Genomic DNA, 21,829 nt, shown 5'->3' with positions numbered 1-21,829 from the left:
GAGACGCGATGCAACAGCAAGCTTTACCCCTCCTACCGGAAACTGCTCCTGCGTTCCAGGCACTTCCGCCTTCCGTGGCGGTCGCGCAAACAGCATGGCGTCGTTTGCGACTGACCACGGCTGTAGAGACACCCACAACAATGACAGTAGAGATGACAGTAGAGACACCCACAACAATGACAACAAAAAAGGAGAGTGCCGCTATGGGAACCAACGCTATTCCCGCCGGTTACCGTCAAGACCACCAGGGCCGTCTGGTGCCTGAGAACCTGATCAAGCCCATTGATTTGGCCCGTGATGAACTGGTGGCTGAGATTATCGGCCAGGCCCTGCCCCTGCAAGGGATGCTGGCGCAGCTGAAGAAGAAAACCATCGGCGACATTAAGGCCTTTGTGGCGCTGTCGGCTGAGCAGTACGGCGCAAAGGTGGGCGGCAAAAAAGGCAATGTGCAGCTGCTGAGCTTTGACGGGCGCTACAAAGTCATGCTGAAACAGCACGAGCATATCACCTTTGATGAGCGCATCGAGGCTGCCAAGGCGTTGATCGATAACTGCCTGGCGCGCTGGACAGAAGGCTCTCGCCCGGAGATTAAGGCTCTTGTGGAGCGGGCTTTCCGTACCAACCGCAAGGGGCAGCTCCGCACAGCGGAAGTGCTGGGGCTGAAGGATCTGGCCATTGAGGATGACCAGTGGCAGCAGGCTATGGCCGCGCTGATGGACTCCATTACCGTGGCGGGTTCCACAGCCTATATCAATTTGTATGAGCGGGTCGGGGATACCGACCAGTGGCGGCATATCTCGCTGGATCTGGCGGGGGTGTAGGGTTTTTAACGGGTAACTGAACAGGAGAAAGGTATGAGTGAAAAAGCAAAAACCGTCGATGGCAGTGAGCCTATTGATGTTGTGATTGAGATGGGCGCTTGCGCTGCAAAGATCAGCGCAATGGCTGTGATTATTTATCAGCGTGGTGGCAAGGATCGGGTGACGGCTGAGGACTTTGCCGCTCTAAAAGCTGAAGCGTTAAAGATTGAGCAAGCGATGCGCCTAATAGGTGATTAGCGTCACCGTCGGCGGGCTTATCGTTCATTTCAACGGTAAAGTCCCTCAGCATTTTGTACAGCAGGGTTGAGTCGTTATCAGAGAGGTGTTTCAGCATGGATGTCAGCAATTTTCTGAGGGCTTTTAACTCAATATCGATGTCTCTGTCCGTCATGGGTTTATCCCTTTATGGCATGGAACTTCAACCATAAGGGATAAACCGGCGGCAGGAAAACCAAAGTGGTCAAACCAATAGCAAGAAGGAACCAAGGCATGAACAAAACAGGGAACCAACAACAACCGGTACAACCCATGGACACAGAAGCCTTTGCCAATGTGATCAGTATGACTGGCCAGAAGGTCACCACACCGGTTGATCCTGTCGGTGCAGAAGTCGCCCGGGCACTGGGGCAGTTTGCTGAAGAGGTCATCACCCTGCGGGATTTAATCGCCCGCATGGCGCAACAGCTCCAGGATGAGCTGGACGTGGCCTGCGATGTGCGCCCGGATCTGGAGGCGCTGATTGAGGAATGTGACCGGGTGCTGGAAGGGAAGTGATGCGGTTAACCAAAGAAGAGCAGAGGGGGTGATGTGATGAAAATGACCGCCCGCAGTATTGCCGAGTTTCTGGCCGAGCATATGGTGGCACGGGATATGGCAGCCATTTTGCCGGGGCAGTTTGACCAGGAGGCGGTATGGGATGTGGCTGACGATCAGGGCCGGCAGTTGATTAAGGTCTTTGAAGACAAGCGGCGGATGTTACTGGAAGCGCGGGGCACGCAGTACCCCGAACTGCTGGATGCCATTTAGCCGGGGTTGCCCGGCTTTTTTAACCGTAAAAAAAGATCTCAGGAGGTCTGTATGAGAGAAGAACGCAACGCCCGTCAGGGAAACAGCAACAACCGGGCACGGGCACTGGCCCGTATTCATATTGCCCGCAAGCAGCTGGGGATGGATGAGGCCCAGTACCGCACCATGCTGGAAGGGCAGACCGGCAAGAATAGCTGTAAAACCATGAGCATTGGCGAGTTGTTTCAGGTAGAGGCTTACCTGAAAAAGCTCGGGTTCAAGCCAGCCAAAAGCCGCAAGGCCCGGGCAAAACGCTACAGTCCGGCATCCAGGCGTAAGCCGGTCGATAAGCTCAGAGCCATCTGGATCGAGATGGCCAGCGACGGCCTGATCCGGGACGGTTCAGAGAATGCCCTGGAAGTCTGGGTGCAGCGGATGAGCGCTAAGTACAACCAGGGGCGTGGCATTGAAAAGGTGGACTGGCTGATGCGCGAGCCTTATGTGTGCGCCCGGGTCCTGGAGAGCCTGAAGCGGTGGGATGCCAGAGCACGGGCATCATTGAGAATGCCGCCAACAGAAGAACCAACAGAAGGTGACAGTCATGAATGAGGCGTTAATTGCCAATTTAACCCCTGATGAAATGGGGCTTTACCTTGAGCTGGAGGCAGTGCCAGCACTGAAGGTGGCAAAGGTGCTGGCTGATACGGTGGGGGATTTAACCGCGTCGGTGGCGCATCTGGAAGGGGAATTGGAGGTTATGGAGCATACCATAAACCCCGTTGACTGGAGTAACGCCTGCCATGATCTGGAAGCCGTAAAGAAGGCACTGACCAAACAGTGTGAGGGGTTGGCCGAGGATCACCCACTCTGTGTGTTGCAGCGGAACCTGGCGAGCGCGATCAGCCAGGTGACGGACCTTGTTGAATAACCGGAGGTGAAACATGGATGACCTGTTTGGGCTGGATGGTGATAACCATAACATTCTGGCCCATCTGGATGATGAAGTGGTGGTGGATCGCCGGTTGTGGCCCAAGGATCTGGCGCTGCTGGCGGACACGGCACTGGAAGAGCTGCGAACGGTGGGCATCAAGGATAAGGAATCCGTGGTGCTGATGGAAAAGCTGTTAGTGGCCGTGTCCATGCTCTGTGGCGGGCGCGGCTATTATATGCCGAAGGGGGAGCGGTTGCGCAACGGTATCCGTGACCGCAAAATCTACCAGCAGCATGATGGCTCAACCCACGGTCCGCAGGGTGTGCGGGCACTGGCGAAGCACTACCGCCTGTCTGAAAATAAAATCTATGACATTCTGCGGGAGCAGCGCCAGATCTGTGTGGCTAAGCTCCAGCCGAGTCTTGATCTTTAATTGAATAGCAAGGCATTATAAAGTGGTTAATGCCTGTTTAACGCACCTTTGTTTTAAGAGGTTTTAAGAGGTTTCAAGAGGTTCCGCGAGTTATTGCTATTTTTCTGCCAACCCCTGACCCGAAAACCCCTGAAATCCGTTAGCACCCGCCTGTCTTTTATTCCCTCACACTGGGGGGTATGACGACACTTACTTATACCTACCGTTTTGAGCTGGCCGTTGCCTTTGTCCTGCGTGCAGAAGGCGGCTATGTCAATGACCCTGCCGATGCCGGCGGTGCCACCTGTTATGGCATCAGCCAGCGGCAATACCCCGAGCTCAATATCGCTGCCCTGACCCAGGAACAAGCCAAAGCCATTTACCACCGGGACTACTGGGTGAAGTGCCAGTGTGAGCAATTCAATGCGCCTTTGGGCTGTGTGGTATTTGATACCGCCGTGAATATGGGGTGCCGGACGGCTATCAAGTTACTCCAGGAATCACTGGATGCACTCTCTGCCAAGCCCGTTGCCATTGATGGGGTGATCGGACCCCAAACCCTGGCAGCGGTAATGATTACCGATGAAGACGCCCTGATCACCGACCTGCTGGCCGGCCGTGCCAGGCGTTACCACAATCTGGTCGTCGAGCGCCGCAGTCAGCAACGGTTTATTTTTGGCTGGCTCAAGCGGCTGCATGAGTTGCACCACTTTATCCTCAAGGAGGCCCACCCATGGCATTGAGCGCATTGGTGCCGCTGCTGATTCAGTCAGGCCCGACTCTGATCCGCAGCATTGGCGGGTTGTTTGGGTCAGAAGGTAAGGCAGCTTCGGAACAGGCCGCCAAGTGGGTGGAATCGGTGACTGATACAGAGGTGGGGCCGGTACTGAGTGCGGCGCAGGCCGCCAGTATGCTGGAAAAGAAGCTGTATCAATTGCCGGCGTCGATGCAGGAAACCCTGCTCACCATGAAGACCGAGCTGGAAAAGGTCCACAACGAGCGGGAACAAAACCAGCAGCTCTTTGAACTGGGGCTGCACAAAGAAACCCAGGCCACCATCCGCCATGGTGACACGGGCGGGAACCGTTACGTGAAAGAAACCCGCCCAAAGATGGCACGCCTGTCTACCTATGCCGCCATTGCCTACAGTTTTTTGTTTCAGGGGTTGGCCGTGGCGGGCCATGGCAGTGGGATTGACTGGGGCATTCTGACGGCCATCTATTCACCGGCACTGGCCTATATGGGGATGCGCACAGCCGATGCCTTCAGCCGGTATAAAAACACGAATTCACGGTAAGACGTAGCAGTAACGGGTTGTAAACCCATTATAAAAACGATGTCTGCTGTAGGAGTAGACGTACAAGGCGTGTAACGGATGTCTGAGCTGTTGTTGATCGACGACCGGGACAGGGAGAAAGGCCATGCCAAACGAGATGGATTACAGTGCCGCGCGGTTCTGGTGGGATGTGTTGCAAACAGTAGCAATGATCGTCTTATTTGCCTGGACCTGGCTGGAGAATAAACGCAAAAGCAACACCGAGGGGCTGAACCAGCTGAACGGGAGTATGACCACACTGGCAAGTCGGGTGCAGCGCCTGGAAGATACCCAGGCCCTGTTGCCCACCCATGATGAAATGACAGCGGTGAAAAATCAGGTGGCGGCATTGAATGAAAAAATAGAAGCCCAGAACTCACTGCTCAACACGATTCACCAGTTTTTACTCAATGACACGCGCAAGCGGGGGGACAGATGACCTACAGGGATGCACTGCATGAAGACCAGCGGCTGGTGATCTTACGCACGCTGGCAGATATGAACGGCTACCAGGCCAATGACTCGGTTTTGCAAACCGTATTGGGGGCCTTTGGCCATAACATCAGTCGGGAGCTGGTGCAAAGCCATCTGGCTTTTTTGGCAGAACAAGCCCTGGTGAGTATTGAGGTGATCAGTGGGGTGCAGGTAGCCACGCTGAGTGCCCGGGGTCAGGATGTGGCGGCAGGACGCGCCGATGCTCCGGGTGTAAAACGGCCGGGGGCTCCCCGATGAGCCGGTGGCGGCAGTTTAAATGCTGGCTGTTGGGGTGTTGGTACGACCGGCGAGATATTCAGCAACAGACACGTAAAGTCAGTCAACGGCGCAACAGGCGGCACTGGATTCACCAGCGTTTTGAACACCGGGTATTCTGTGGTCGTTGTGGTAAGCCCGGTCGCTGGATTCGCCATAAACACTTTCCTACCTGGTTCGCGGAGCGGGGCCATGACGGATAAAAAGCGCAACATCAAAAGCCGGATCAAGTTATTGCCCCAAGCCATCAAGGATGAGCTGGACCGGCTGATCCGGGAAGACCGGATGACCCAGGCGGATATCCTGCGGGAAGTGAATGCCCTGTGTGAGCAGCACGGTGAGAACCCGGTGAGCCGTTCGGGCCTGAGTCGGTACAGCCAGCAGATGGATGAAATGGGCCGCAAGATCCGCGAGCTGCGGGAGGTTTCTAAAGTCTGGGTGGCCAGGCTCGGTGAAGCCCCCACCAGTGATACCGGCAAGCTGTTGCTGGAGTCGGTGCGCACCCTGGCCGTGGATGTGGTGCTGGAGATGCAGAAAGAAGGCGCCAAGGTGGAACCCAAAGCCCTGAACCAGCTAGCACTGGTCATGCAGCGGGTGGAGCAGGCGGCGCTGTCGTCTCATAAGCGGGAAAAAGAAATCCGCCAGGCTTTTGCCGAAGAAGCGGCCAACAAAGCCGAGGAAGCCCTGGCGAACCAGGGCATGACGGCGGGCACCATCGACACTATTAAAAAAGAGATTCTGGGCATTGCCTGAGCCGCTAGCCGACTTTTCTGAACCGGTAACGGTTTTTGATGTGGTCAGCAAAGCAGGTGCCTTTGGAATAGGCGGCCATCAGTCGCTGGTATTGGGATTCAGGCACATTGAAATATTGATAGATGCCGCCGGATGTAAAGGCAACCTCAAGTGTGAGGGTACCCGAATCGTAACCAATGGAACGGATATTAGACGATGCAACCGATTGTCGATCCATCAGACTCTCCTGATTTGAAAGGGTTAAGTGCTGAACAGTTACTCAAGGTTTTTGCCCGGTATGAATTTCGAGATTCCCATGGGCACCTGCTTGAGAACTGTCAGGACTTTTTAACATTGATTGATCTGGCAACCCAGGGAAAGCAGGCTCATGAGTACACCTGATGCGGTTTTATTGCCTTATCAACAGCGCTGGGTGGCGGATGAGTCGCCTTTAAAGATTGCTGAAAAATCCCGCCGGACAGGATTAACCTGGGCAGAGGCGGCGGATGCGGCTCTGGCTGCTGGTGCTGAGAAAAGCGTCGGGGGTAAAAACCACTTTTATGTGGGCAGCAATAAAGAGATGGCCCGGGAGTTTATTGAGGCGGTGGCTCAGTGGGCGCGGGCATTTGATAAGGTGGCCAGCAGCGTGCGGGAAGAGATCTTCCTTGACGATGATGGCGACAAAGAAATACTGACCTTTGTCGTGTACTTCCCGAGCGCGGGCTTTAAGGTACAGGCGCTGTCCTCCAGCCCCAGAAACCTGCGGGGAATGCAGGGCAATGTCACCATTGATGAGGCCGCCTTCCACGACCGGCTGGCGGAAGTGCTCAAGGCAGCGCTGGCGCTGACCATGTGGGGCGCGAAGGTGCGGCTGATCTCTACCCACAATGGCGTGGACAACCTGTTTAATGAACTGATTGACGACAGCCGCGCCGGTAAAAAGCGCTACAGCGTGCACCGCATTACCCTGGACGATGCCTTGGGTGATGGCCTGTATCAGCGTATCTGCCTGGTCAGCGGCAAACCCTGGAGTCCCGGGGCACAGCAAACCTGGCGGGATAACCTGTTAAAGGATACCGCCACGGAAGACGATGCCCTGGAGGAATACTTCTGTGTCCCCAAGGCTTCCGGCGGCAGTTACTTGAGCCGGGTCTTGATTGAGGCGCGCATGGAAACGGCACCTGTGTTGCGCTTTGAGGGTTCCACGGAGTTTAACAGCTGGCCCGAAGCTCAACGGATGGCTGAGGTTAACGACTGGTTAAACGCGCGTTTAACACCTCTTTTACAGGCCTTAAATACCGAGCAACGTCATTGCGTCGGGGAAGACTTTGCCCGCAGTGGTGACCTGACGGTGATCGCTCCGCTGGCCATTGGGCAGGATCTTAAACGGCGCTGCCCGTTTATTGTGGAACTGAAAAACCTGCCGTTTCGTAACCAGGAACAGATCTTTTATGCCGTGGTGGACGGCCTGCCACGCTTCAGTGGTGGCAAGCTCGATGCCCGGGGCAACGGGCAGTATCTGGCCGAGCAGGCGCGTTATCGCTACGGCTCCGGGCTTATCGATGAGGTGATGCTGTCACAACGCTGGTATCTGGAGCACATGCCTCCCTTTAAGGCCGCCTTTGAAGATGACGCTATTGCCATTCCTAAAGATGCGGACATTCTCTCAGACCTGCGTGCCATCCAGGTGGTCAAGGGCGTGCCCAAAATCCCTGACGGCAATACCGCCACTGACGGCGCGGCTTCCAGTAAAAGCCAGCGGCGCCACGGTGATGCCGCGGTGGCCCTGTGCCTGGCCTGGGCGGCGAGCACCATGGACGCCACCACCTATGCCTATCACCCGGTAAGCAAACAGGCAGACCAGGATAACCATAAGCGGCGGATCAAAGTGACACGCGGCCTGAAGCAGCGCGGGTCGCTTTTATAAGCCCATCTTTTTTATGAAGGTATAAAAGCATAAGGACACAGGGATGACGGACTCCGTAATCATTGACCCCAGCACCAATCAACCGTTCAAGAAAAAAGCCCTGACCCGCCATGTCACCCGGGCCACCCTGACGGGGATACGTCAGGCTTCGCCGGGCTATTCTGTTGCGTCCTGGTTAACCCCACAGCGGCTGGCGGCTGTGTTGCGTGATGCCATCGACGGGGATATGGAAGATTACCTGGTACTGGCGGAGGAGATGGAAGAGCGTGACCTGCACTATGCCAGTCAGATCCGCACCCGCAAGCTGGCGGTGTCGGGTCTTGAGCCGGTGATTGAAGCGGCCAGTGAGGACAAGCGTGATGTGGAACTGGCTGAGGAGATCCGCGCCCTGATCAAGGCTCCGGCCTTCAGCGATATGCTGTTTGATTTGCTTGATGGCATTGGCAAAGGTTTTTCAGTGGTGGAGGTCATCTGGGACACCCGTGACGGGCGGTTTACCCCGAAAGACTACCAGTGGGCAGACCCGCGCTTTTTCCAGTTTGATCGGGAGACAGGGCGGGAGCTGCGGTTGCGGGACAACACGGCGGAAGGGGAAGCCCTGGCGGCGTATAAATACCTGATTCATCAGCCCAGAATTAAAAGCGGGCTGCCTATTCGTAACGGCCTGGCCCGGTTATCAGCAGCCATGTATATGCTCAAGGGCTATACCCTGAAGGATTGGTGGGCCTTTGCGGAAGTGTTCGGGATGCCGATCCGGGTGGGTAAGTATGGCCCCCATGCCACCGATGAAGAGATCAGCACCCTGGTCAGTGCCATTGCCAATATTGCCAGCGATGCCGGGGCGGCGATTCCTGAAAGTATGCAAATGGAACTGATTGAGACCGCCAAGGGCAACGGCGGCGATACCCTGTTCCAGAACATGGCCCAGTGGGCGGACTCCCAACTCTCCAAAGGGATTCTGGGGCAGACCATGACGGCGGACAATGGCAGCAGTCAGTCCCAGGCCACTGTCCACAATGAAGTGCGCGGCGATATCCAGAAAGACGATGCCCGCCAGCTGGCCAATACCCTGCAAACCCTGATTCAGTGGACCATTGATTTAAACCACGGTCCCCAGCAACAGTACCCGCAGATCACCCTGCCCATTATTGAGTCAGAAGACCTCAAGGCGCTGGCCGATGCGTTGGCACCCATGATTGACCGGGGGTTGGCCGTGGAGCAATCCCAGGTGCGGGACCGTTTTGGCTTTGCGGACCCGAAGGAAGGAGCGCGGCTGATGACCCCGGAAGGCCAGCAGGCGGTGCCTGAGCCTGCTCTGAATCGTCAGCGCCTGGCATTAAACCAGCAGCAGTCTGATATGACTGATGAGGCGCTGGCCGAACTGGAAAACGAACTGTTGGCCGACTGGCAACCGGTGATGCAGCCACTGGTTGACCCCATCGAGCAGCTGGCCGCTGACTGCACCAGCCTGGAAGCGTTTATGCAGCGCTTGCCTGAGTTACTGGAAGACGGCGGTATGGATGTCAGTGCCCTGGTGAAAGCCCTGGCAGCCAGTACCTTTAAAGCCCGTGGGTTGGGGGAGGCGTCGGATGAGGGATGAGCCGGGCTTTGCCTTTCCCAGTGAACCTGCCCCTGAGGTGCTGGATTATTTCAACCGTAAAAAACTCAAGCCCTCGTTCAGCTGGATGGATGTGTGGAAGCAAGAGCACCAGAGTGTGTTCACGGTGGCCAAGGCCATGCAGCTGGATATCCTGCAAGATCTGCTATCGGGGGTACTAACGGCCATCAGGGAAGGCCAGACCCTGCAGCAGTTCCGCCAACAGCTGACGCCCCTGCTACAAAAGAAAGGGTGGTGGGGCGTGAAGGAAATGACCAACCCCAATAATAAAAAGAAGCAGCTGGCTCAGCTGGGTAGCCCGCGCCGACTCCGGGTCATCTATGAAACCAATCTGCGTACCGCCCATGCTGCGGGTCAGTGGCACCGGGTACAGCGCACCAAAAAGACCCACCCTTATCTGCGTTATGAGCTGGGCCCTTCCAAAGAGCACCGCAAGGAACACGTCCAATGGCAGGGGCTGACGCTGCCAGTGGATGACCCGTTCTGGGATACCCACTACCCGCAAAATGGCTGGGGCTGCAAGTGCCGGGTGCGGCAGGTATCAACGCGGGAATACCAGCGCACACGGGGTAAAAGCCCGAACCGTGCCCCTGAGATAAAGCGCAATGAATGGATCAACAAACGCACCGGTGAGATACAAAAGGTGCCGGAAGGCATTGACCCCGGCTGGGATTACAACCCCGGTAAACGGCGTTTAAACGCCCTTGAACAGCGTGTTATCCAGCAGGAACAACAGCTGCGCCAGGCACTGAAAAAGCCAGCCCCCCGCCAGCGTGTAACGGTGCCGGCCCCGTTCTCCACGGTGAAAGGGGTGAACGGCCAGCAGATTAACAGGGTACTGAATGAGCTGGGTACAAAAGACAGCCGCCAGCTGTTCGGGGCTTTTTTGAAGGCGCACCCTATCCAGTCCTGTCTGCTCAAGTCCGGTGAAATCGGTGGCAGTAAGGCACCGCGCAATAAAGCGTTGCAGGCACAGATCGCCCAGTACCTGGGCGGAGGCCTGTCCCCTCTGGATGCTTTCCGGCGCTACGGCAGCCCGCGGAGTGTCAGCCGGACCAATGGCTTTACCAAAGCAGCGTATGAGCTGGTCACCGTGAAAGTGAAAGCCGGGATTAATCTGGCCAGTGCTGAGTCAGCAGTGATTCAGATGGGGGTTAAGCCGGTGCTGGCTGCTGCGAAAGGTCACTCACTTAACGCCGGGCGGTTACAGCATTATTCGGTCTCGGGTGCAGTGGGGCAGGGTTCCCCTGAGCAGGTGATCATAACCCTGATCCATGAGCTGGGCCACCAGGTGCATTTCTGGGGTGGGGCTCCCGTCTTTGCTGACCGGCACAGGCTGGCGTTAACAGAGTACAGTCGTGATAATCATGAGGAGTGGTTTGCAGAGCATTTCGCTGCCTGGTTTATCGACCCGGTGGGCGTTAAGGCATGGAACCCTGAGGCTGCGGCGTTTATAGAGACTACACTGATAAAAGCGACCCAGACCACAAGCCCCGTACTGAAAGGACGCTGATAATGGCTGATGATAACCCTTATTATGCAGAGAACCCCGAACCCACCCCCTATTCTGACCAGGCCTTTGCCCTGATGAAGCAGGAACCCTGGCCTGAGAATATTGCCCTACAGATGGATGCCCTGGAGAAAAAGGCCACCGGCTGGGACCTTCAGTTGTTTGGCTACGTCTGGGAAAGCTATATCGTCTCCGGCGGTGAGTTTAAGGAATGGGAAGAAGGCGGGGTGATGTACGAAGAAGCGCAGAAGGTTGAGGAGGAGTAGGGGGAAGGTGAGGCAGGCGGTGGGGCCTCCCATCTGGCGAACCGGCAACCCCACATAGCACGCCGACTGATGAAGACTGACGTTTGCCGCGTGTTATGGCCGGGAGACTATCACCGTGTCACACCTGCCTTCCCATCAGCATAACAGTCGCCGGCAAAACAGGGTGTTTTTATCATCGTTTTGTGACTGCCATAGAAGCCGCTCACGCGGTTTTTTATTTAAGCGGTGTGTTGGTATAGAAAATTGCTCAGCTCGAGAGTTAAACGGGTGTTAAACACCTTTACGACGATGTTTTGCTGTTGGTATGCTCATTTGGCAGTGACTTGTTATTCATGTGGTGAGTTTTCGTCGTTTTATCAGGGAGTCCCTATGTCCGTTTCTTTTACGAACTTTAATCTAAACCGCATCATTCTACACAACGTATATGCTCCAAACGGCAAAGAGCGTACTGAACCGGGAATCAGCAAAGAACTTATTGCGCTGGATGACAAAGCGTTAGGAAAGCTTGAGGAGCGATTGACAGCCGTATTAGGCAGAGGCTCTCACTGTATGGAAATGGAGATAGCGAACATCTCTGAATCAGGTTGTTTTGCAAAGGCGTGTAAGATAATGCACACGTCTGACTCTGACTTTATTCGTTTTTCTGAAGCATTTGCACATAAACACACAGAGGCGCATACTTCTACGCGCTGGCCTGGGGGTGCCTTGGTAATTTTGGATGGTACTGTTGGTGTTAGTCCTGAAAGACACTGTTTGATCATTATCAAAGCAGAGAGGCAAGAAGGCTTTAAGCAGGAGAAAAACACCATGGAATACTTGGAGAACTTGCTTCTTACACCTCAAACAAAGTTGTACAAAGTCGGCGTATTTGTGGAGCTGGCAGATGGCGCATCACGTGCCGATGATGTAGATGTTGGTCAGTTCTCTGTTTTTATATTCGATAGAAATATGATTGGTGGAGATGAACGCAGGGCTGCGAAGTATTTTTATGATGACTTTCTGGGGTTGCGAACACCTTACAAAGCGGAGCATCAGACTAGAGAGTTTTTTGAGCTTACTACTAAGTTTATTGATGAGTCTGAACTTGATCAAAGACAAAAATTCGACTTGCATAATGCCTTGTATACGTACTTGAAAACTGACCAAAGTAATGTGGTGGAGGTTAGTGGCTTTGCAAAACACTATCTTCAAGCTGGAACCAGAGATGACTACGAAAGGTATATGCGTAAAGAAGGGTTTAGTAATTCTGCTGTTTTAAAAGATACATCCCTTCTTGGTAAAAAATTAAAGATACGCAGAATGCAGTTTAGCTCTGATGTAACAGTGGCAGCTCCAACGGATAAGTTTCAAAGTTCAATCAAGGTTATTGAGACTACCCTTGAAGGCACAACTGTGTACATTGAGGGCAAGATGTTAGAGCAAAAGTGATGAATCAGGATGAGTTCTCTGAGCGGTATAATGCAGATTTGCCCATGCTTGAGGCATGGGGCAAGTTTGTGAAAAATAGCTTGCAAAAGGGACTCACAGAAAAACTGGGATACGATGGATATTACCAGACGGTTAAAATAGAGCCGAGCGTTCGTATAAAAACCTTGGATTCTTTGTTAAATAAGGCGTTTGTGCGAAAAAAAGGTAAATATCAAGATCCTTATAACGATATTACTGACAAGATAGGTTTGCGTTTTGTAGTTTTATTGACAAAAGATATAGAAGTCTTGCAGTTACTGGTAGAAAGTGAAACCGCTTGGGAGTATTCAAGAGACAGGGACTTTCAAGAAGAAATAGAGAAAGAACCAATGATTTTTAACTATCAGTCGGTTCACTACGTAGTGAGAAATCATGCAGAGTTAACAGTACCATGTACGAACAAAAAAGGGGATGTGATCGTTGTTCCGGCACAAACGCCTTGTGAAATTCAGATTCGTACGCTTTTACAACACGCCTACGCTGAAGTAACACATGATACTTTATACAAAAGTCATGTTGTGGCAGATGCAATTGTTCACCGTACTATAGCTAAGAGTATGGCGCTGATGGAAACAACGGACGACTTACTGGTTAAGGCAAAGGGGTTATTAGGAGGTCCAGAGCAACTGCTAGGTAAGTGGGAAAGCCGTTTAAAGTCGGATTTTGATCATTTTGCCAAAGGCAATGAAATTTCATATAGCGTTGATGAGCCCACAATATGGTATGTTTTAGATGCTTTACAGAACATGCTTCCAGCAAGTTTCGAGGACTTTGATAGCTTTTGGGCTGATGAGTCTAGTGCTCACTTGAAAGTGCGTATTATTAAGCATTGGAAGCATGATTCTATTTATCGTCAGCCTATTATTTTACTGGTTTATTTTTTAGCAGATGGGTGGCGGCATACGCTCTCTGAGCAATGGCCATACCCCAGAAGCACACTGGAAAGTGTGTTCAGTGACCTTGGTATAGCTCCACCTTGATTTTGTAAGCACTTTGAGCTTTCTCATCTGGACGATTGACTACATGATCGCATACACTGCAAAACAGTGCTCCAATACTCTAAACCTTGAAAGCCGCGACGGTTCACCCCCGTCGCACATCCCTGAAACCCTTTAGAATCCCCCGCCTGCTGCCCCCGTTATTCTGGGGGTATGACAACGACACACGCACCTTATCCCAAACAACCCGACACCCCCGAGACCGTGGCGGTGGCGCTGAATATGCAGCTCGGGGCCAATGGTCAGCCACCTGAGTGGTTGCCACTGATTCCGGCGGGCACCTTTACTGGCCGTGACGGGCGGCAATGGACCAACCCGAATCCTGAGCTGATTCTGGCGGCGTGCCGCGCCGTGGGTCGGGATATCCCCCTGGATATTGAACATGCCACGGAAGTGAAAGGCCCCAAAGGGGAACCGGCACCGGCGCAGGGCTGGTTTCGCCTGGATGACCTGGAAGCCCGTGACGGTGCCCTGTGGGGGCGGGTGGAATGGAACGACAGTGGCCGCGCCCTGGTCGAAGGCAAAGCCTATAAGTATTACAGCCCGGCCTTTCTGTACGACGGGGAAGGGCAGGTGAAGGCGCTGAAAAGTGTCGGCCTGACCAATACCCACAACCTGCGGGAACTGCCTGCGCTGAATCAGCAGTCAACCCCACCCCCTGATTCTGAACACCATGAAAACCCTGAAAGAGGAGAGACGGACATGCCTTTGTCTGAAGCCATGCGCGCCGCCCTGGGACTGAAAAACGACGCCTCTGAGGCGGACGCGATTCAGGCCATTGGCACGCTCAAAACCCAGCACCAGACAGCGCTTAATCGTGCCGAAACCCCGGACCCTGAGAAGTTTGTCACCAAGGCGGACTACCAGCTGGCCCTGAACCGGGCGACCGCGGCTGAAGCCAGAATAAAAGCGGCGGATGATCAGGCCATTGCCGATGAGGTGGACGCGGCCATCAAAGCAGGCAAGGTGGCGCCGGCCAGTAAGGACTACCACCTGGCCACCTGTCGGCAGGACGGTGGGCTGGAGCGTTTCCGTGAGTTTGTAAAGTCAGCCCCGGCCATTGTCAGCACAGAGGCGGCTACTGCCAATAAGAAGCCTGGCGATAGCAAAACCTCCCTGACCGATGAGCAGGTGGCGTTGTGCCAGCAGATGGGCATCAGCGAGGATGAGTTCCGCTCAAGCCTGGATGACAAGTAACCCAAACAACAGGCCGTCCGGCGGTCTCTCTATTAACCGCAGTTAACGCAACTCTGCATAATTACAGAGAAGGGAAAGCAACCTATGGCGATTATTACCGGTTCGCTGCTGAAGAACTTGTTTGTCACCTTTAGCGCCGCATTTAAAAAAGGGTTTGGCAATGCCAAGCCTGTCTGGAAGCAGGTGGCCATGCGCGTGGCCTCGGGTTCCAAGTCGAGCACCTACGGCTGGTTAGGGCAATGGCCCGGTTTCCGTGAGTGGGTGGGGCCGCGTGTGGTCAACGATATGAAGACCCACGAATACAGCATCATCAACAAGCATTATGAAAGCACCGTGGGCGTTAACCGCGACGATATCGAAGACGATGAGGCGGGCGTGTACTCACCCATGTTTGAGGAGATGGGGCGCGCCGCCAATGTCTTCCCCGATGAGCTGGTGTTCGGTTTACTCTCCGATGGCTTCAGTACCCTGTGCTACGACGGGCAGAACTTCTTTGATACGGATCACCCGGTTTACCCCAATGTGGATGGCAGCGGTGTGGCGGAAACCGTCAGCAATATGCAGGTGGGTGATGCTCCGGCCTGGTTCCTGCTCGATACCAGCCGTTCTTTGAAGCCGATCATCTTTCAGGAGCGCAAAAAGCCCAACTTTGTTCGCCGTGACAAGGACAGTGATGACCCGGCCTTTACCAACAATCAGGCTGAATACGGTGTGGACTGCCGCTGTAATGTGGGCTTTGGTTTGTACCAGCTGGCTTTTGGTTCCAAGGCGGAGCTGACCGCCGCTAACTTCAATGCCGCCATTGCGTCGATGCAAAAAATGAAAGCGGACGGTGGCCGTCCCATGGGTGTCAATCCCACCATCCTGGTGTGTCCGCCGGAGTTACGGGACAAGGCCCTGGAGATCGTCAAGGCTGAGCGTAATGCTGCCGGGGCGACCAACATCAACCGCAATGCCGTGGATGTGCTGGTAACGCCGTACTTGTCGTAGTGCTAACGCCATTCGCTCATGCCTGCGGACCCGCGTGGGCGTGCCCATCTACCCTGAAGAATAACCGGATACCCCTATGGCAACGGCAAAGAAAAAAGGCGATAAAGCGCCGGCAACGTCCTCTGACAAAAAAGCGGACAACCAGGACAACAACCAACCACCGGCCAGGGTTTATACCATCAGTGCCGTGGCTGAAGCCGGCTTTTACCGCTGCGGCCTGTTCTTTCCCCATGAGGGACGACAGATCAGTGGGGACGATCTCAGCGATAAGCAGCTGGCACAGCTGAAAGCGGAGCCGAACCTGGTGGTGAGTGAGTAATGGCGTATATCACCCGCCAGGATCTGGAAGAGAGGATCGGTGAGTCCGAACTGATTGTGCTGAGTGACCGTGAGGGCACTGGTGCCGTGAATACCGCCGTGGTGGATAAGGCCATCAGCGATGCCACGGACGAGATCAATATGCACCTGGGAACACGTTACCAACTGCCTTTGGCAGAGGTGCCCGCCACCATCAAACGCCTGGCGGTGAACATTGCCCTGTACTGGCTCAGCGACAGTGACGCGACGATCTCTGACCTGGTGAACGAGCGCTATGAGAGCAGTGTGAAAACCCTCAAGGCGCTGGCCAGTGGTGCCATGACCCTGGGGCTGCCCACACTGCAAAAGCCTGCTGAAACCACCGCTGGTGATGTGCAGTTGGTGGGTGACGGGCGAATCACCAGCCGTAAGACCCTGGGCGGTGTGATCTGATGGCCGGGGTGGTCATTGAGCAGTCGGTCAAGGGGCTGGAAGCACTGGCCAGCCAGCTCAATCAGTTGACCCGTGTGCAGTACGGCGAGCTGATGGAGCAGGTGGGGGCGACAGTAGAAAGCCAGACCCGCCGACGATTGTCTGAGGAAAAGGCAGCCCCTGACGGCACGCCCTGGGCACCACTGAGTGATGCCTGGGTAACAAAAAAGGCCGAGCGCTCCTCCGGTGGGGCGCTGGAGTACCAGGGGCATTTGGTGGACTCCATCAGCTACCGGGTCAGCGGCAATGAAGTGGCCGTGGGCACGGGGTTGATTTATGGCGCGATTCATCAGATGGGTGGTGAGCCTGTGGGGCTGCCCATCCCTGCGCGGCCTTACCTGGGATTGTCCGGTGATAATGAAACAGAACTCAATGAGGTGATCGGCCAATGGCTGAGCCAGCTGCTGAAATAGACCCCGCGTTAGGGCGGTTTTTAGACGGTGTTCGCGCCACGTTAAAGGGGCGTTTACCGGCCCTTAAACAGTGCGAGTTACACGGTGGCCGGTTTGATGCCAGCGAACTCAAACGCCTGTCTGCTGCTGCTCCGGCCATTTACCTGTCGGTGATGGCAGCCCCGTCCCAGACGCTCTTATTTAAAGAACAGGGGGGTGAAGGTCGCCAGCGACTGACCACCCAGCTGACCGCCTTTGTGGTAGCGAAAGATGCCCCCGGGCTGCCACGGGACAGGGCCGTGCTTAACCTGGTGGAAGCCCTGCTGCTGATGTTACCGAGAAACCTGTGGGGACTGGCGGGTGAGTGTGGCTTCCCTGACAAGATCAGCGCCCAGAACCTCTACAGTGGAACCCTGGATAGGGCGCGGGTCGCCTTGTGGGGGGTTAGCTGGCAGCAGCCAGTTTTTTTAGGGCAGGCTATGGAGTCTGAGTGGGTTATCCCTACCGAACTTTACAGCGGTATTGAGCCTGAGACGGGTACGGTACACAAGGATGACTATGAACGCCTCCTTTGAACGGGTCGAACTGGCCCGCAAACTGGCCAGCCTGATCCGCATCGGCACCGTACACAAGGTACGGCACAGCCCCTATGCGGTCAGGGTGAAAAGCGGCACCCTGATCACCGCCTGGCTGCCTGTGCTGAGCGGGCGTGCCGGCAAGAACTGCCAATGGAATCCCCTGGAGGTGGGAGAGCAGGTGGTGGTGCTTTGCCCCGATGGTAATCCTGCCCAGGGCTGGGTGCTCGGTGGCTGCTATTCCCAAGCGTTTCCGGCACCTTCTGCCAATCCAGATAAAACCGTTCACCATTTTAGCGACGGTGGGCGCTTTGAGTATGACCGGAAGACACACCATCTGGATATCAACCTGCCAGCCGGCGCTACGGTGAACCTGAATGCCGTGGGTGGCATTACTTTTACCGGCGACCTGCTGGTTAACGGCAATATCACTGCCACGAAAGATATCACCGATAAAACCCGCAGCATGGCGGCTGACCGGGGCATATTTAACCAGCATCAGCACAAAGATGTGACACCAGGCCAAGGGACATCAGGTACACCGGAGCAGACGCAATGAACGGCATCGATGCCACTACTGGCAAAACACTCAGTGGCAAAGCCCATTTACGCCAGAGCATTGCCGACATTCTACGCACGCCCATCGGGAGCCGGGTTATGCGACGGGATTATGGCTCACGGTTGTTTGACCTGATTGACGCGCCGGTGACCCCCGCCTGGAAAAGTGAATGCTATGCCGCTGTGGCTGAAGCCCTGGATCGGTGGGAGCCACGGTTAAAACTGCATCAGGTAAAAATGATCAGCGTGACGAATGGACAGGTGACGTTTGACCTGTTTGGTGAATACCTGCCTGATGGGTCGCCGGTTTCTTTGGAAGGGATTATTGTCTGATGAGTTTCACAGTGATTGACCTCAGCCAGCTACCCGCACCGGATGTGGTGGAAACGCTGAACTATGAGCGGCTTATGGCTGAGCGGCTGGCGGATTTGCGGGCCAGGCACCCGGACTTCTCTGCCCTGGTGGAAAGTGATCCTGCTTTTAAGGTGCTGGAGGTGTGCGCTTACCGTGAACTATTGCTGCGGGCTCGGATTAATGCCGGTGCCCGAGCTGTTATGTTGCCTTCTGCCACTGGGGCCGACCTTGATCAACTGGGCAGCTATTGGGGCATTCGTCGCCTGATCGTTGACGCTGGCGATCCTGATGCTATTCCACCTCGTGAGCTGGTGCTGGAAGATGATGTCAGTTTACGGGCACGGATTCAGCTGAGCATGGAAGGCCAGACCAATGCCGGAACTGAAGGCGCTTATTTATCCAAAGCGTTGGCTGCTGATGGGCGGGTAAAATCCGTTGCCGCCAAAAGCCCTACCGCAGGGGAGGTTGTGGTCACGGTATTATCCCATGAAGGTGACGGCTCGGCTTCCACAGAGCTGGTGCAAACGGTGGGTAACTATTTGCGTCAGCCCCATATCCGACAAATGACCGATGCCTTAACGGTGCAAAGTGCGGATATTGTCAGCTATCGAGTCAAAGCCACCTTGTTTATTAATCCGGGTCCCGGTGCGGATCAGGTGATGACGGCGGCACGTGATGCTGTGACTGCTTATGTGGAATCCTTGCATAAGATCGGATTTTTAGTCCCTATTTCAGGCATCTATGGCGCATTACAACAGCCTGGCGTGGTGCGGGTTGAATTAACGGAACCCGCCGCGGATGTGGCTATCTCTGATGTGCGGGCCGGGTTTTGCTCCGCTATCGAACTCACCCAGGGGGCAGCATGAGCGATTTACTGCCACCGTCAGCTACTCCCCAGGAACGGGCACTGGCGTCAGTGTCTGAACGTTTGGAACAGTTGCCAGTCATTTATCGTGACCTTTGGAACCCGGATACGTGCCCCGCTGAATTTTTGCCGTACCTGGCCTGGTCGTTCTCAGTGGATGAATGGAACGATGACTGGCCGGATCACATCAAACGACAGACGGTGAAAGATGCTTTATACCAGCACCGGATAAAAGGCAGCCGTCAGTCAGTTGAGAATGCCATCGCTGCCTTTAATGCCCAGGCGCGAATAATAGAGTGGTGGGAGCAAACCCCCAGAGCGACACCCCACACCTTTGAGGTGTGGATGAATGCGGTGCAGAACCAGCAAATTAAGCCAGTGTACGAGCTTTGGTATTCAGATTCGCTGTACTGTTCAACGCCGATACCTGTCAGCACCAGTCGTGTTTATAAGATTCGGTTTAAAGTGCGCCAGGCCATTGATGATCCGGGCAGCCAGTCCAGGGTTTACGCCGGTGTCGTTACGCTGGACAAAGATTTCAATAACATTACAGGTGGCTCAGGCTTACACCGGTATTGTTGCGTATTCGGTAGAACAATCACCAGCGCCGACGGGTGGCAAACATTTGAAGGCGAGATTACCGGCACGGGGGATGTTCATAGTAACTTCCGCGCGGGCACCGCGTACATCAGGCCGATGTTTATCCTGAATTACATCCGCGGCACGGGTACTGCCCAGGTTGCTGAGATTGAGTGCTGGGATTTATTCGATAATAAACAACTGGCGCCCAATCCCCATTTCACCCAGGGCAAGGCCGGCTGGTCTACACGGTACATCGGTGAAACAGTCCCCGATGATATTCCTGGCGAAATGACCACCGCCAACTTTGGTTTAACCGCCGACCTGCAAACCAGCATTATTGCCGCCATCAATGCCGTCAAACCGTTGCGCTCACATTTCACGGTAAGAAACAGCATCAGCGCGACAAGTAACGGCATCAACATCAGCGCCCATGCCAGGGCACTGCAACTGATCTCAATGGAGGCCAGCGTATGACGGACACGCTGCAAATGACTATGACCGTAACGGATGCCGGGCGGGCGGCCGTGACTAATGCCCAGAGCAACGGTCTGTCGGCAGAGATTACTCATATCGCCATCGGCTCAGGCAGCGGTACACCGGCGGCGAGCGACACAGCGCTGGTGAATGAGATCAAGCGACTACCGGCAGGCACTGGCAGTAACCCGAGCCCGTCGGAGCTTTATACGGAAACGTCTGATTTTTCCGGTGAGAGCTATTCCGTTTATGAGTTTGCCGCCGTACTCAGTGATGGCACCTTGCTGGCTGTTTATCGCCAGAGCACGCCCATTATTGAAACCACATCCGTCGTGCCTTTGCTGTTGCAAATCAGTATCCCGATTAAGTCTTTTCCACCGGGTTCTGTGGTGATTAATGGCGATACTAATTTCCAAACCCCACCGGCCACGGAGTCCATGCGAGGTGTGGCAGAGGTAGCCACGCAGGCTGAAGTGGATGCTGGCACCGATCACCAGCGGATGGTCACTGCCAAAACCTTAACCAGCCGCCTGGCGTCTTTTACCCGCAACGCCACGGAAAGCGTAAAAGGCTTTGTAGAAATCGCGACGCAGAGCGAAGTGGACAGTGGTACGGATCATCAACGGACGGTTACGCCTAAAACATTAAAGAGTCGGTTGGCCTCTTTTGCTCGCGGCGCCACGGAAAGCGTAAAAGGCTTTGTAGAGATCGCCACGCAGAGCGAAGTGGACAGTGGTACGGATCATCAACGGACGGTTACGCCTAAAACATTAAAGAGTCGGTTGGCTTCTTTTGCTCGCGGCGCCACGGAAAGCGTAAAAGGCTTTGTGGAAATTGCCACGCAAACGGAAGTTAACACGGGTACGGATGATAGTCGTGCGGTCACGCCGAAAAAGCTATGGGGTTTACTGTCGGCGAAATTTGCCAGGACAGACACAAGGCCAAGTTTTCAGCAGGGTGTCTATCTGAATAACAAACCCATTGTGATGAATGAAGCAGGTTCCACCAATATTGACCATATCTGGTATGACGATCAGGAGGGAATTGGTACTTACCACTTTGTCGCTGACAGCAACGAGCAAGCCACAGGTAATGCCAATCTGAAAATGGGCGGTATTCAGCTCAGCTCAGGTAATAACGTTACGGGCGTGAGTGACTCGACCAGCTCAACGTCTACTGCCACCTTAGCCAGTAGCAAAGCCGTAAAAAGCGCGACAGACGCGGGTACACGTCAGGCGACGGAAAGTACTCGGGGACAGTTAGAGGTCGCTACCCAGACAGAGGCGAATAGCTCAACGGAT

The 21,829-nt window shown here is 54.7% G+C and carries 32 protein-coding genes; 31 read left to right on the top strand and 1 reads right to left on the bottom strand.

The features are described from left to right. Nucleotides 1-8: 8 nt before the first annotated feature. The 13 genes from V4C51_RS06190 to V4C51_RS06130 all read left to right on the top strand — a co-directional run bounded on the left by V4C51_RS06190 (nt 9) and on the right by V4C51_RS06130 (nt 5,987). Complete coding sequence (locus V4C51_RS06190) at nt 9-821, top strand: DUF3164 family protein (protein ID WP_330925270.1); 813 nt, start codon at nt 9-11, stop codon at nt 819-821. 33 nt (nt 822-854) lie between these two features. Then, nucleotides 855-1,058, top strand: coding sequence for a hypothetical protein (locus tag V4C51_RS06185; RefSeq protein ID WP_330925269.1), 204 nt, complete (start codon nt 855-857; stop codon nt 1,056-1,058). Between the two features lie 252 nt (nt 1,059-1,310). After that, nucleotides 1,311-1,595, top strand: coding sequence for a hypothetical protein (locus V4C51_RS06180; protein WP_330925268.1), 285 nt, complete (start codon nt 1,311-1,313; stop codon nt 1,593-1,595). Nucleotides 1,596-1,631: 36 nt separating this feature from the next. Beyond that, nucleotides 1,632-1,847, top strand: a complete 216-nt coding sequence (locus tag V4C51_RS06175) for a hypothetical protein (RefSeq protein WP_330925267.1) — start codon at nt 1,632-1,634, stop codon at nt 1,845-1,847. 51 nt (nt 1,848-1,898) lie between these two features. Further along, nucleotides 1,899-2,435, top strand: coding sequence for a gp16 family protein (locus V4C51_RS06170; RefSeq protein ID WP_330925266.1), 537 nt, complete (start codon nt 1,899-1,901; stop codon nt 2,433-2,435). Continuing rightward, nucleotides 2,428-2,754, top strand: coding sequence for a hypothetical protein (locus tag V4C51_RS06165; RefSeq protein WP_330925265.1), 327 nt, complete (start codon nt 2,428-2,430; stop codon nt 2,752-2,754). Before V4C51_RS06170 ends, V4C51_RS06165 begins: the two co-directional genes overlap by 8 nt. 13 nt (nt 2,755-2,767) lie before the next feature. Continuing rightward, the gene (locus tag V4C51_RS06160) at nt 2,768-3,190 is read left to right on the top strand and encodes a Mor transcription activator family protein (protein WP_330925264.1); all 423 of its coding nucleotides are present in this window, start codon (nt 2,768-2,770) and stop codon (nt 3,188-3,190) included. A 179-nt stretch (nt 3,191-3,369) separates the two neighbouring features. Further along, nucleotides 3,370-3,912, top strand: a complete 543-nt coding sequence (locus V4C51_RS06155) for a glycoside hydrolase family 108 protein (protein ID WP_330925263.1) — start codon at nt 3,370-3,372, stop codon at nt 3,910-3,912. Continuing rightward, a complete protein-coding gene (locus V4C51_RS06150; RefSeq protein WP_330925262.1) occupies nt 3,903-4,466 on the top strand; it encodes a hypothetical protein in 564 nt (187 codons plus the stop codon). Before V4C51_RS06155 ends, V4C51_RS06150 begins: the two co-directional genes overlap by 10 nt. Before the next feature lie 124 nt (nt 4,467-4,590). Beyond that, nucleotides 4,591-4,923: a DUF2730 family protein gene (locus V4C51_RS06145; protein ID WP_330925261.1), complete on the top strand. Its 333-nt coding sequence runs from the start codon at nt 4,591-4,593 to the stop codon at nt 4,921-4,923. After that, nucleotides 4,920-5,216 carry a VpaChn25_0724 family phage protein gene (locus V4C51_RS06140; protein ID WP_330925260.1) on the top strand — a complete coding sequence of 99 codons (297 nt, stop codon included), beginning with the start codon at nt 4,920-4,922 and terminating at the stop codon, nt 5,214-5,216. Before V4C51_RS06145 ends, V4C51_RS06140 begins: the two co-directional genes overlap by 4 nt. Further along, a complete protein-coding gene (locus tag V4C51_RS06135; RefSeq protein WP_330925259.1) occupies nt 5,213-5,437 on the top strand; it encodes a hypothetical protein in 225 nt (74 codons plus the stop codon). The genes V4C51_RS06140 and V4C51_RS06135 overlap by 4 nt, the downstream gene beginning before the upstream one ends. Beyond that, nucleotides 5,427-5,987 carry a DUF3486 family protein gene (locus tag V4C51_RS06130; protein ID WP_330925258.1) on the top strand — a complete coding sequence of 187 codons (561 nt, stop codon included), beginning with the start codon at nt 5,427-5,429 and terminating at the stop codon, nt 5,985-5,987. The genes V4C51_RS06135 and V4C51_RS06130 overlap by 11 nt, the downstream gene beginning before the upstream one ends. Before the next feature lie 4 nt (nt 5,988-5,991). Here V4C51_RS06130 and V4C51_RS06125 read toward each other — a convergent pair whose 3' ends face one another. Beyond that, on the bottom strand, nt 5,992-6,204 hold the full coding sequence (locus V4C51_RS06125; protein ID WP_330925257.1) for a KTSC domain-containing protein: 213 nt from the start codon (nt 6,202-6,204) through the stop codon (nt 5,992-5,994). On the opposite strand from V4C51_RS06125, the gene V4C51_RS06120 reads away from it, so the two are divergent. The 18 genes from V4C51_RS06120 to V4C51_RS06035 all read left to right on the top strand — a co-directional run. Further along, nucleotides 6,183-6,368 carry a hypothetical protein gene (locus V4C51_RS06120; RefSeq protein ID WP_330925256.1) on the top strand — a complete coding sequence of 62 codons (186 nt, stop codon included), beginning with the start codon at nt 6,183-6,185 and terminating at the stop codon, nt 6,366-6,368. The two genes, V4C51_RS06125 and V4C51_RS06120, sit on opposite strands and share 22 nt — an antisense overlap. Beyond that, a complete protein-coding gene (locus V4C51_RS06115; protein ID WP_330925255.1) occupies nt 6,355-7,893 on the top strand; it encodes a terminase large subunit domain-containing protein in 1,539 nt (512 codons plus the stop codon). The genes V4C51_RS06120 and V4C51_RS06115 overlap by 14 nt, the downstream gene beginning before the upstream one ends. A gap of 43 nt (nt 7,894-7,936) precedes the next feature. Continuing rightward, nucleotides 7,937-9,493 (top strand): DUF935 domain-containing protein, encoded by a 1,557-nt coding sequence (locus V4C51_RS06110; protein WP_330925254.1) that lies wholly within the window; start codon nt 7,937-7,939, stop codon nt 9,491-9,493. Next, nucleotides 9,483-11,024, top strand: coding sequence for a phage minor head protein (locus V4C51_RS06105; protein WP_330925253.1), 1,542 nt, complete (start codon nt 9,483-9,485; stop codon nt 11,022-11,024). The genes V4C51_RS06110 and V4C51_RS06105 overlap by 11 nt, the downstream gene beginning before the upstream one ends. 2 nt (nt 11,025-11,026) lie before the next feature. Further along, nucleotides 11,027-11,287, top strand: coding sequence for a hypothetical protein (locus V4C51_RS06100; RefSeq protein WP_330925252.1), 261 nt, complete (start codon nt 11,027-11,029; stop codon nt 11,285-11,287). A gap of 369 nt (nt 11,288-11,656) precedes the next feature. Then, nucleotides 11,657-12,715 (top strand): nucleoid-associated protein, encoded by a 1,059-nt coding sequence (locus V4C51_RS06095; RefSeq protein ID WP_330925251.1) that lies wholly within the window; start codon nt 11,657-11,659, stop codon nt 12,713-12,715. Further along, nucleotides 12,715-13,734: a GTP pyrophosphokinase gene (locus V4C51_RS06090; RefSeq protein WP_330925250.1), complete on the top strand. Its 1,020-nt coding sequence runs from the start codon at nt 12,715-12,717 to the stop codon at nt 13,732-13,734. Before V4C51_RS06095 ends, V4C51_RS06090 begins: the two co-directional genes overlap by 1 nt. Nucleotides 13,735-13,905: 171 nt before the next feature. Further along, nucleotides 13,906-14,949, top strand: coding sequence for a phage protease (locus V4C51_RS06085; RefSeq protein ID WP_330925249.1), 1,044 nt, complete (start codon nt 13,906-13,908; stop codon nt 14,947-14,949). A gap of 84 nt (nt 14,950-15,033) precedes the next feature. After that, complete coding sequence (locus V4C51_RS06080; protein WP_330925248.1) at nt 15,034-15,939, top strand: Mu-like prophage major head subunit gpT family protein; 906 nt, start codon at nt 15,034-15,036, stop codon at nt 15,937-15,939. Nucleotides 15,940-16,015: 76 nt separating this feature from the next. Next, entirely contained in the window at nt 16,016-16,258 is a 243-nt protein-coding gene (locus V4C51_RS06075; RefSeq protein WP_330925247.1) for an HI1506-related protein, read from the top strand. Beyond that, a complete protein-coding gene (locus V4C51_RS06070; protein WP_330925246.1) occupies nt 16,258-16,689 on the top strand; it encodes a gp436 family protein in 432 nt (143 codons plus the stop codon). The genes V4C51_RS06075 and V4C51_RS06070 overlap by 1 nt, the downstream gene beginning before the upstream one ends. Then, the gene (locus tag V4C51_RS06065) at nt 16,689-17,141 is read left to right on the top strand and encodes a phage virion morphogenesis protein (RefSeq protein WP_330925245.1); all 453 of its coding nucleotides are present in this window, start codon (nt 16,689-16,691) and stop codon (nt 17,139-17,141) included. Before V4C51_RS06070 ends, V4C51_RS06065 begins: the two co-directional genes overlap by 1 nt. Next, nucleotides 17,117-17,695 carry a hypothetical protein gene (locus tag V4C51_RS06060; protein WP_330925244.1) on the top strand — a complete coding sequence of 193 codons (579 nt, stop codon included), beginning with the start codon at nt 17,117-17,119 and terminating at the stop codon, nt 17,693-17,695. The genes V4C51_RS06065 and V4C51_RS06060 overlap by 25 nt, the downstream gene beginning before the upstream one ends. Beyond that, nucleotides 17,673-18,254 (top strand): phage baseplate assembly protein V, encoded by a 582-nt coding sequence (locus tag V4C51_RS06055; protein ID WP_330925243.1) that lies wholly within the window; start codon nt 17,673-17,675, stop codon nt 18,252-18,254. Before V4C51_RS06060 ends, V4C51_RS06055 begins: the two co-directional genes overlap by 23 nt. Next, nucleotides 18,251-18,586 (top strand): GPW/gp25 family protein, encoded by a 336-nt coding sequence (locus tag V4C51_RS06050; protein ID WP_330925242.1) that lies wholly within the window; start codon nt 18,251-18,253, stop codon nt 18,584-18,586. The genes V4C51_RS06055 and V4C51_RS06050 overlap by 4 nt, the downstream gene beginning before the upstream one ends. Beyond that, nucleotides 18,586-19,473, top strand: a complete 888-nt coding sequence (locus V4C51_RS06045; RefSeq protein WP_330925241.1) for a baseplate assembly protein — start codon at nt 18,586-18,588, stop codon at nt 19,471-19,473. Before V4C51_RS06050 ends, V4C51_RS06045 begins: the two co-directional genes overlap by 1 nt. Next, complete coding sequence (locus tag V4C51_RS06040; protein WP_330925240.1) at nt 19,470-20,528, top strand: phage tail protein I; 1,059 nt, start codon at nt 19,470-19,472, stop codon at nt 20,526-20,528. The genes V4C51_RS06045 and V4C51_RS06040 overlap by 4 nt, the downstream gene beginning before the upstream one ends. Beyond that, nucleotides 20,525-21,829: phage tail protein (locus tag V4C51_RS06035; RefSeq protein WP_330925239.1), on the top strand; the 1,305-nt coding region annotated here is incomplete at its 3' end. The genes V4C51_RS06040 and V4C51_RS06035, both read left to right, overlap by 4 nt.

This window comes from Candidatus Sororendozoicomonas aggregata (assembly GCF_031528575.1).
Lineage (GTDB): Bacteria > Pseudomonadota > Gammaproteobacteria > Pseudomonadales > Endozoicomonadaceae > Endonucleibacter > Endonucleibacter aggregata.
Note: the sequence above shows the minus strand (reverse complement) of the source record. Positions and strands in the feature narration are given on the sequence as shown.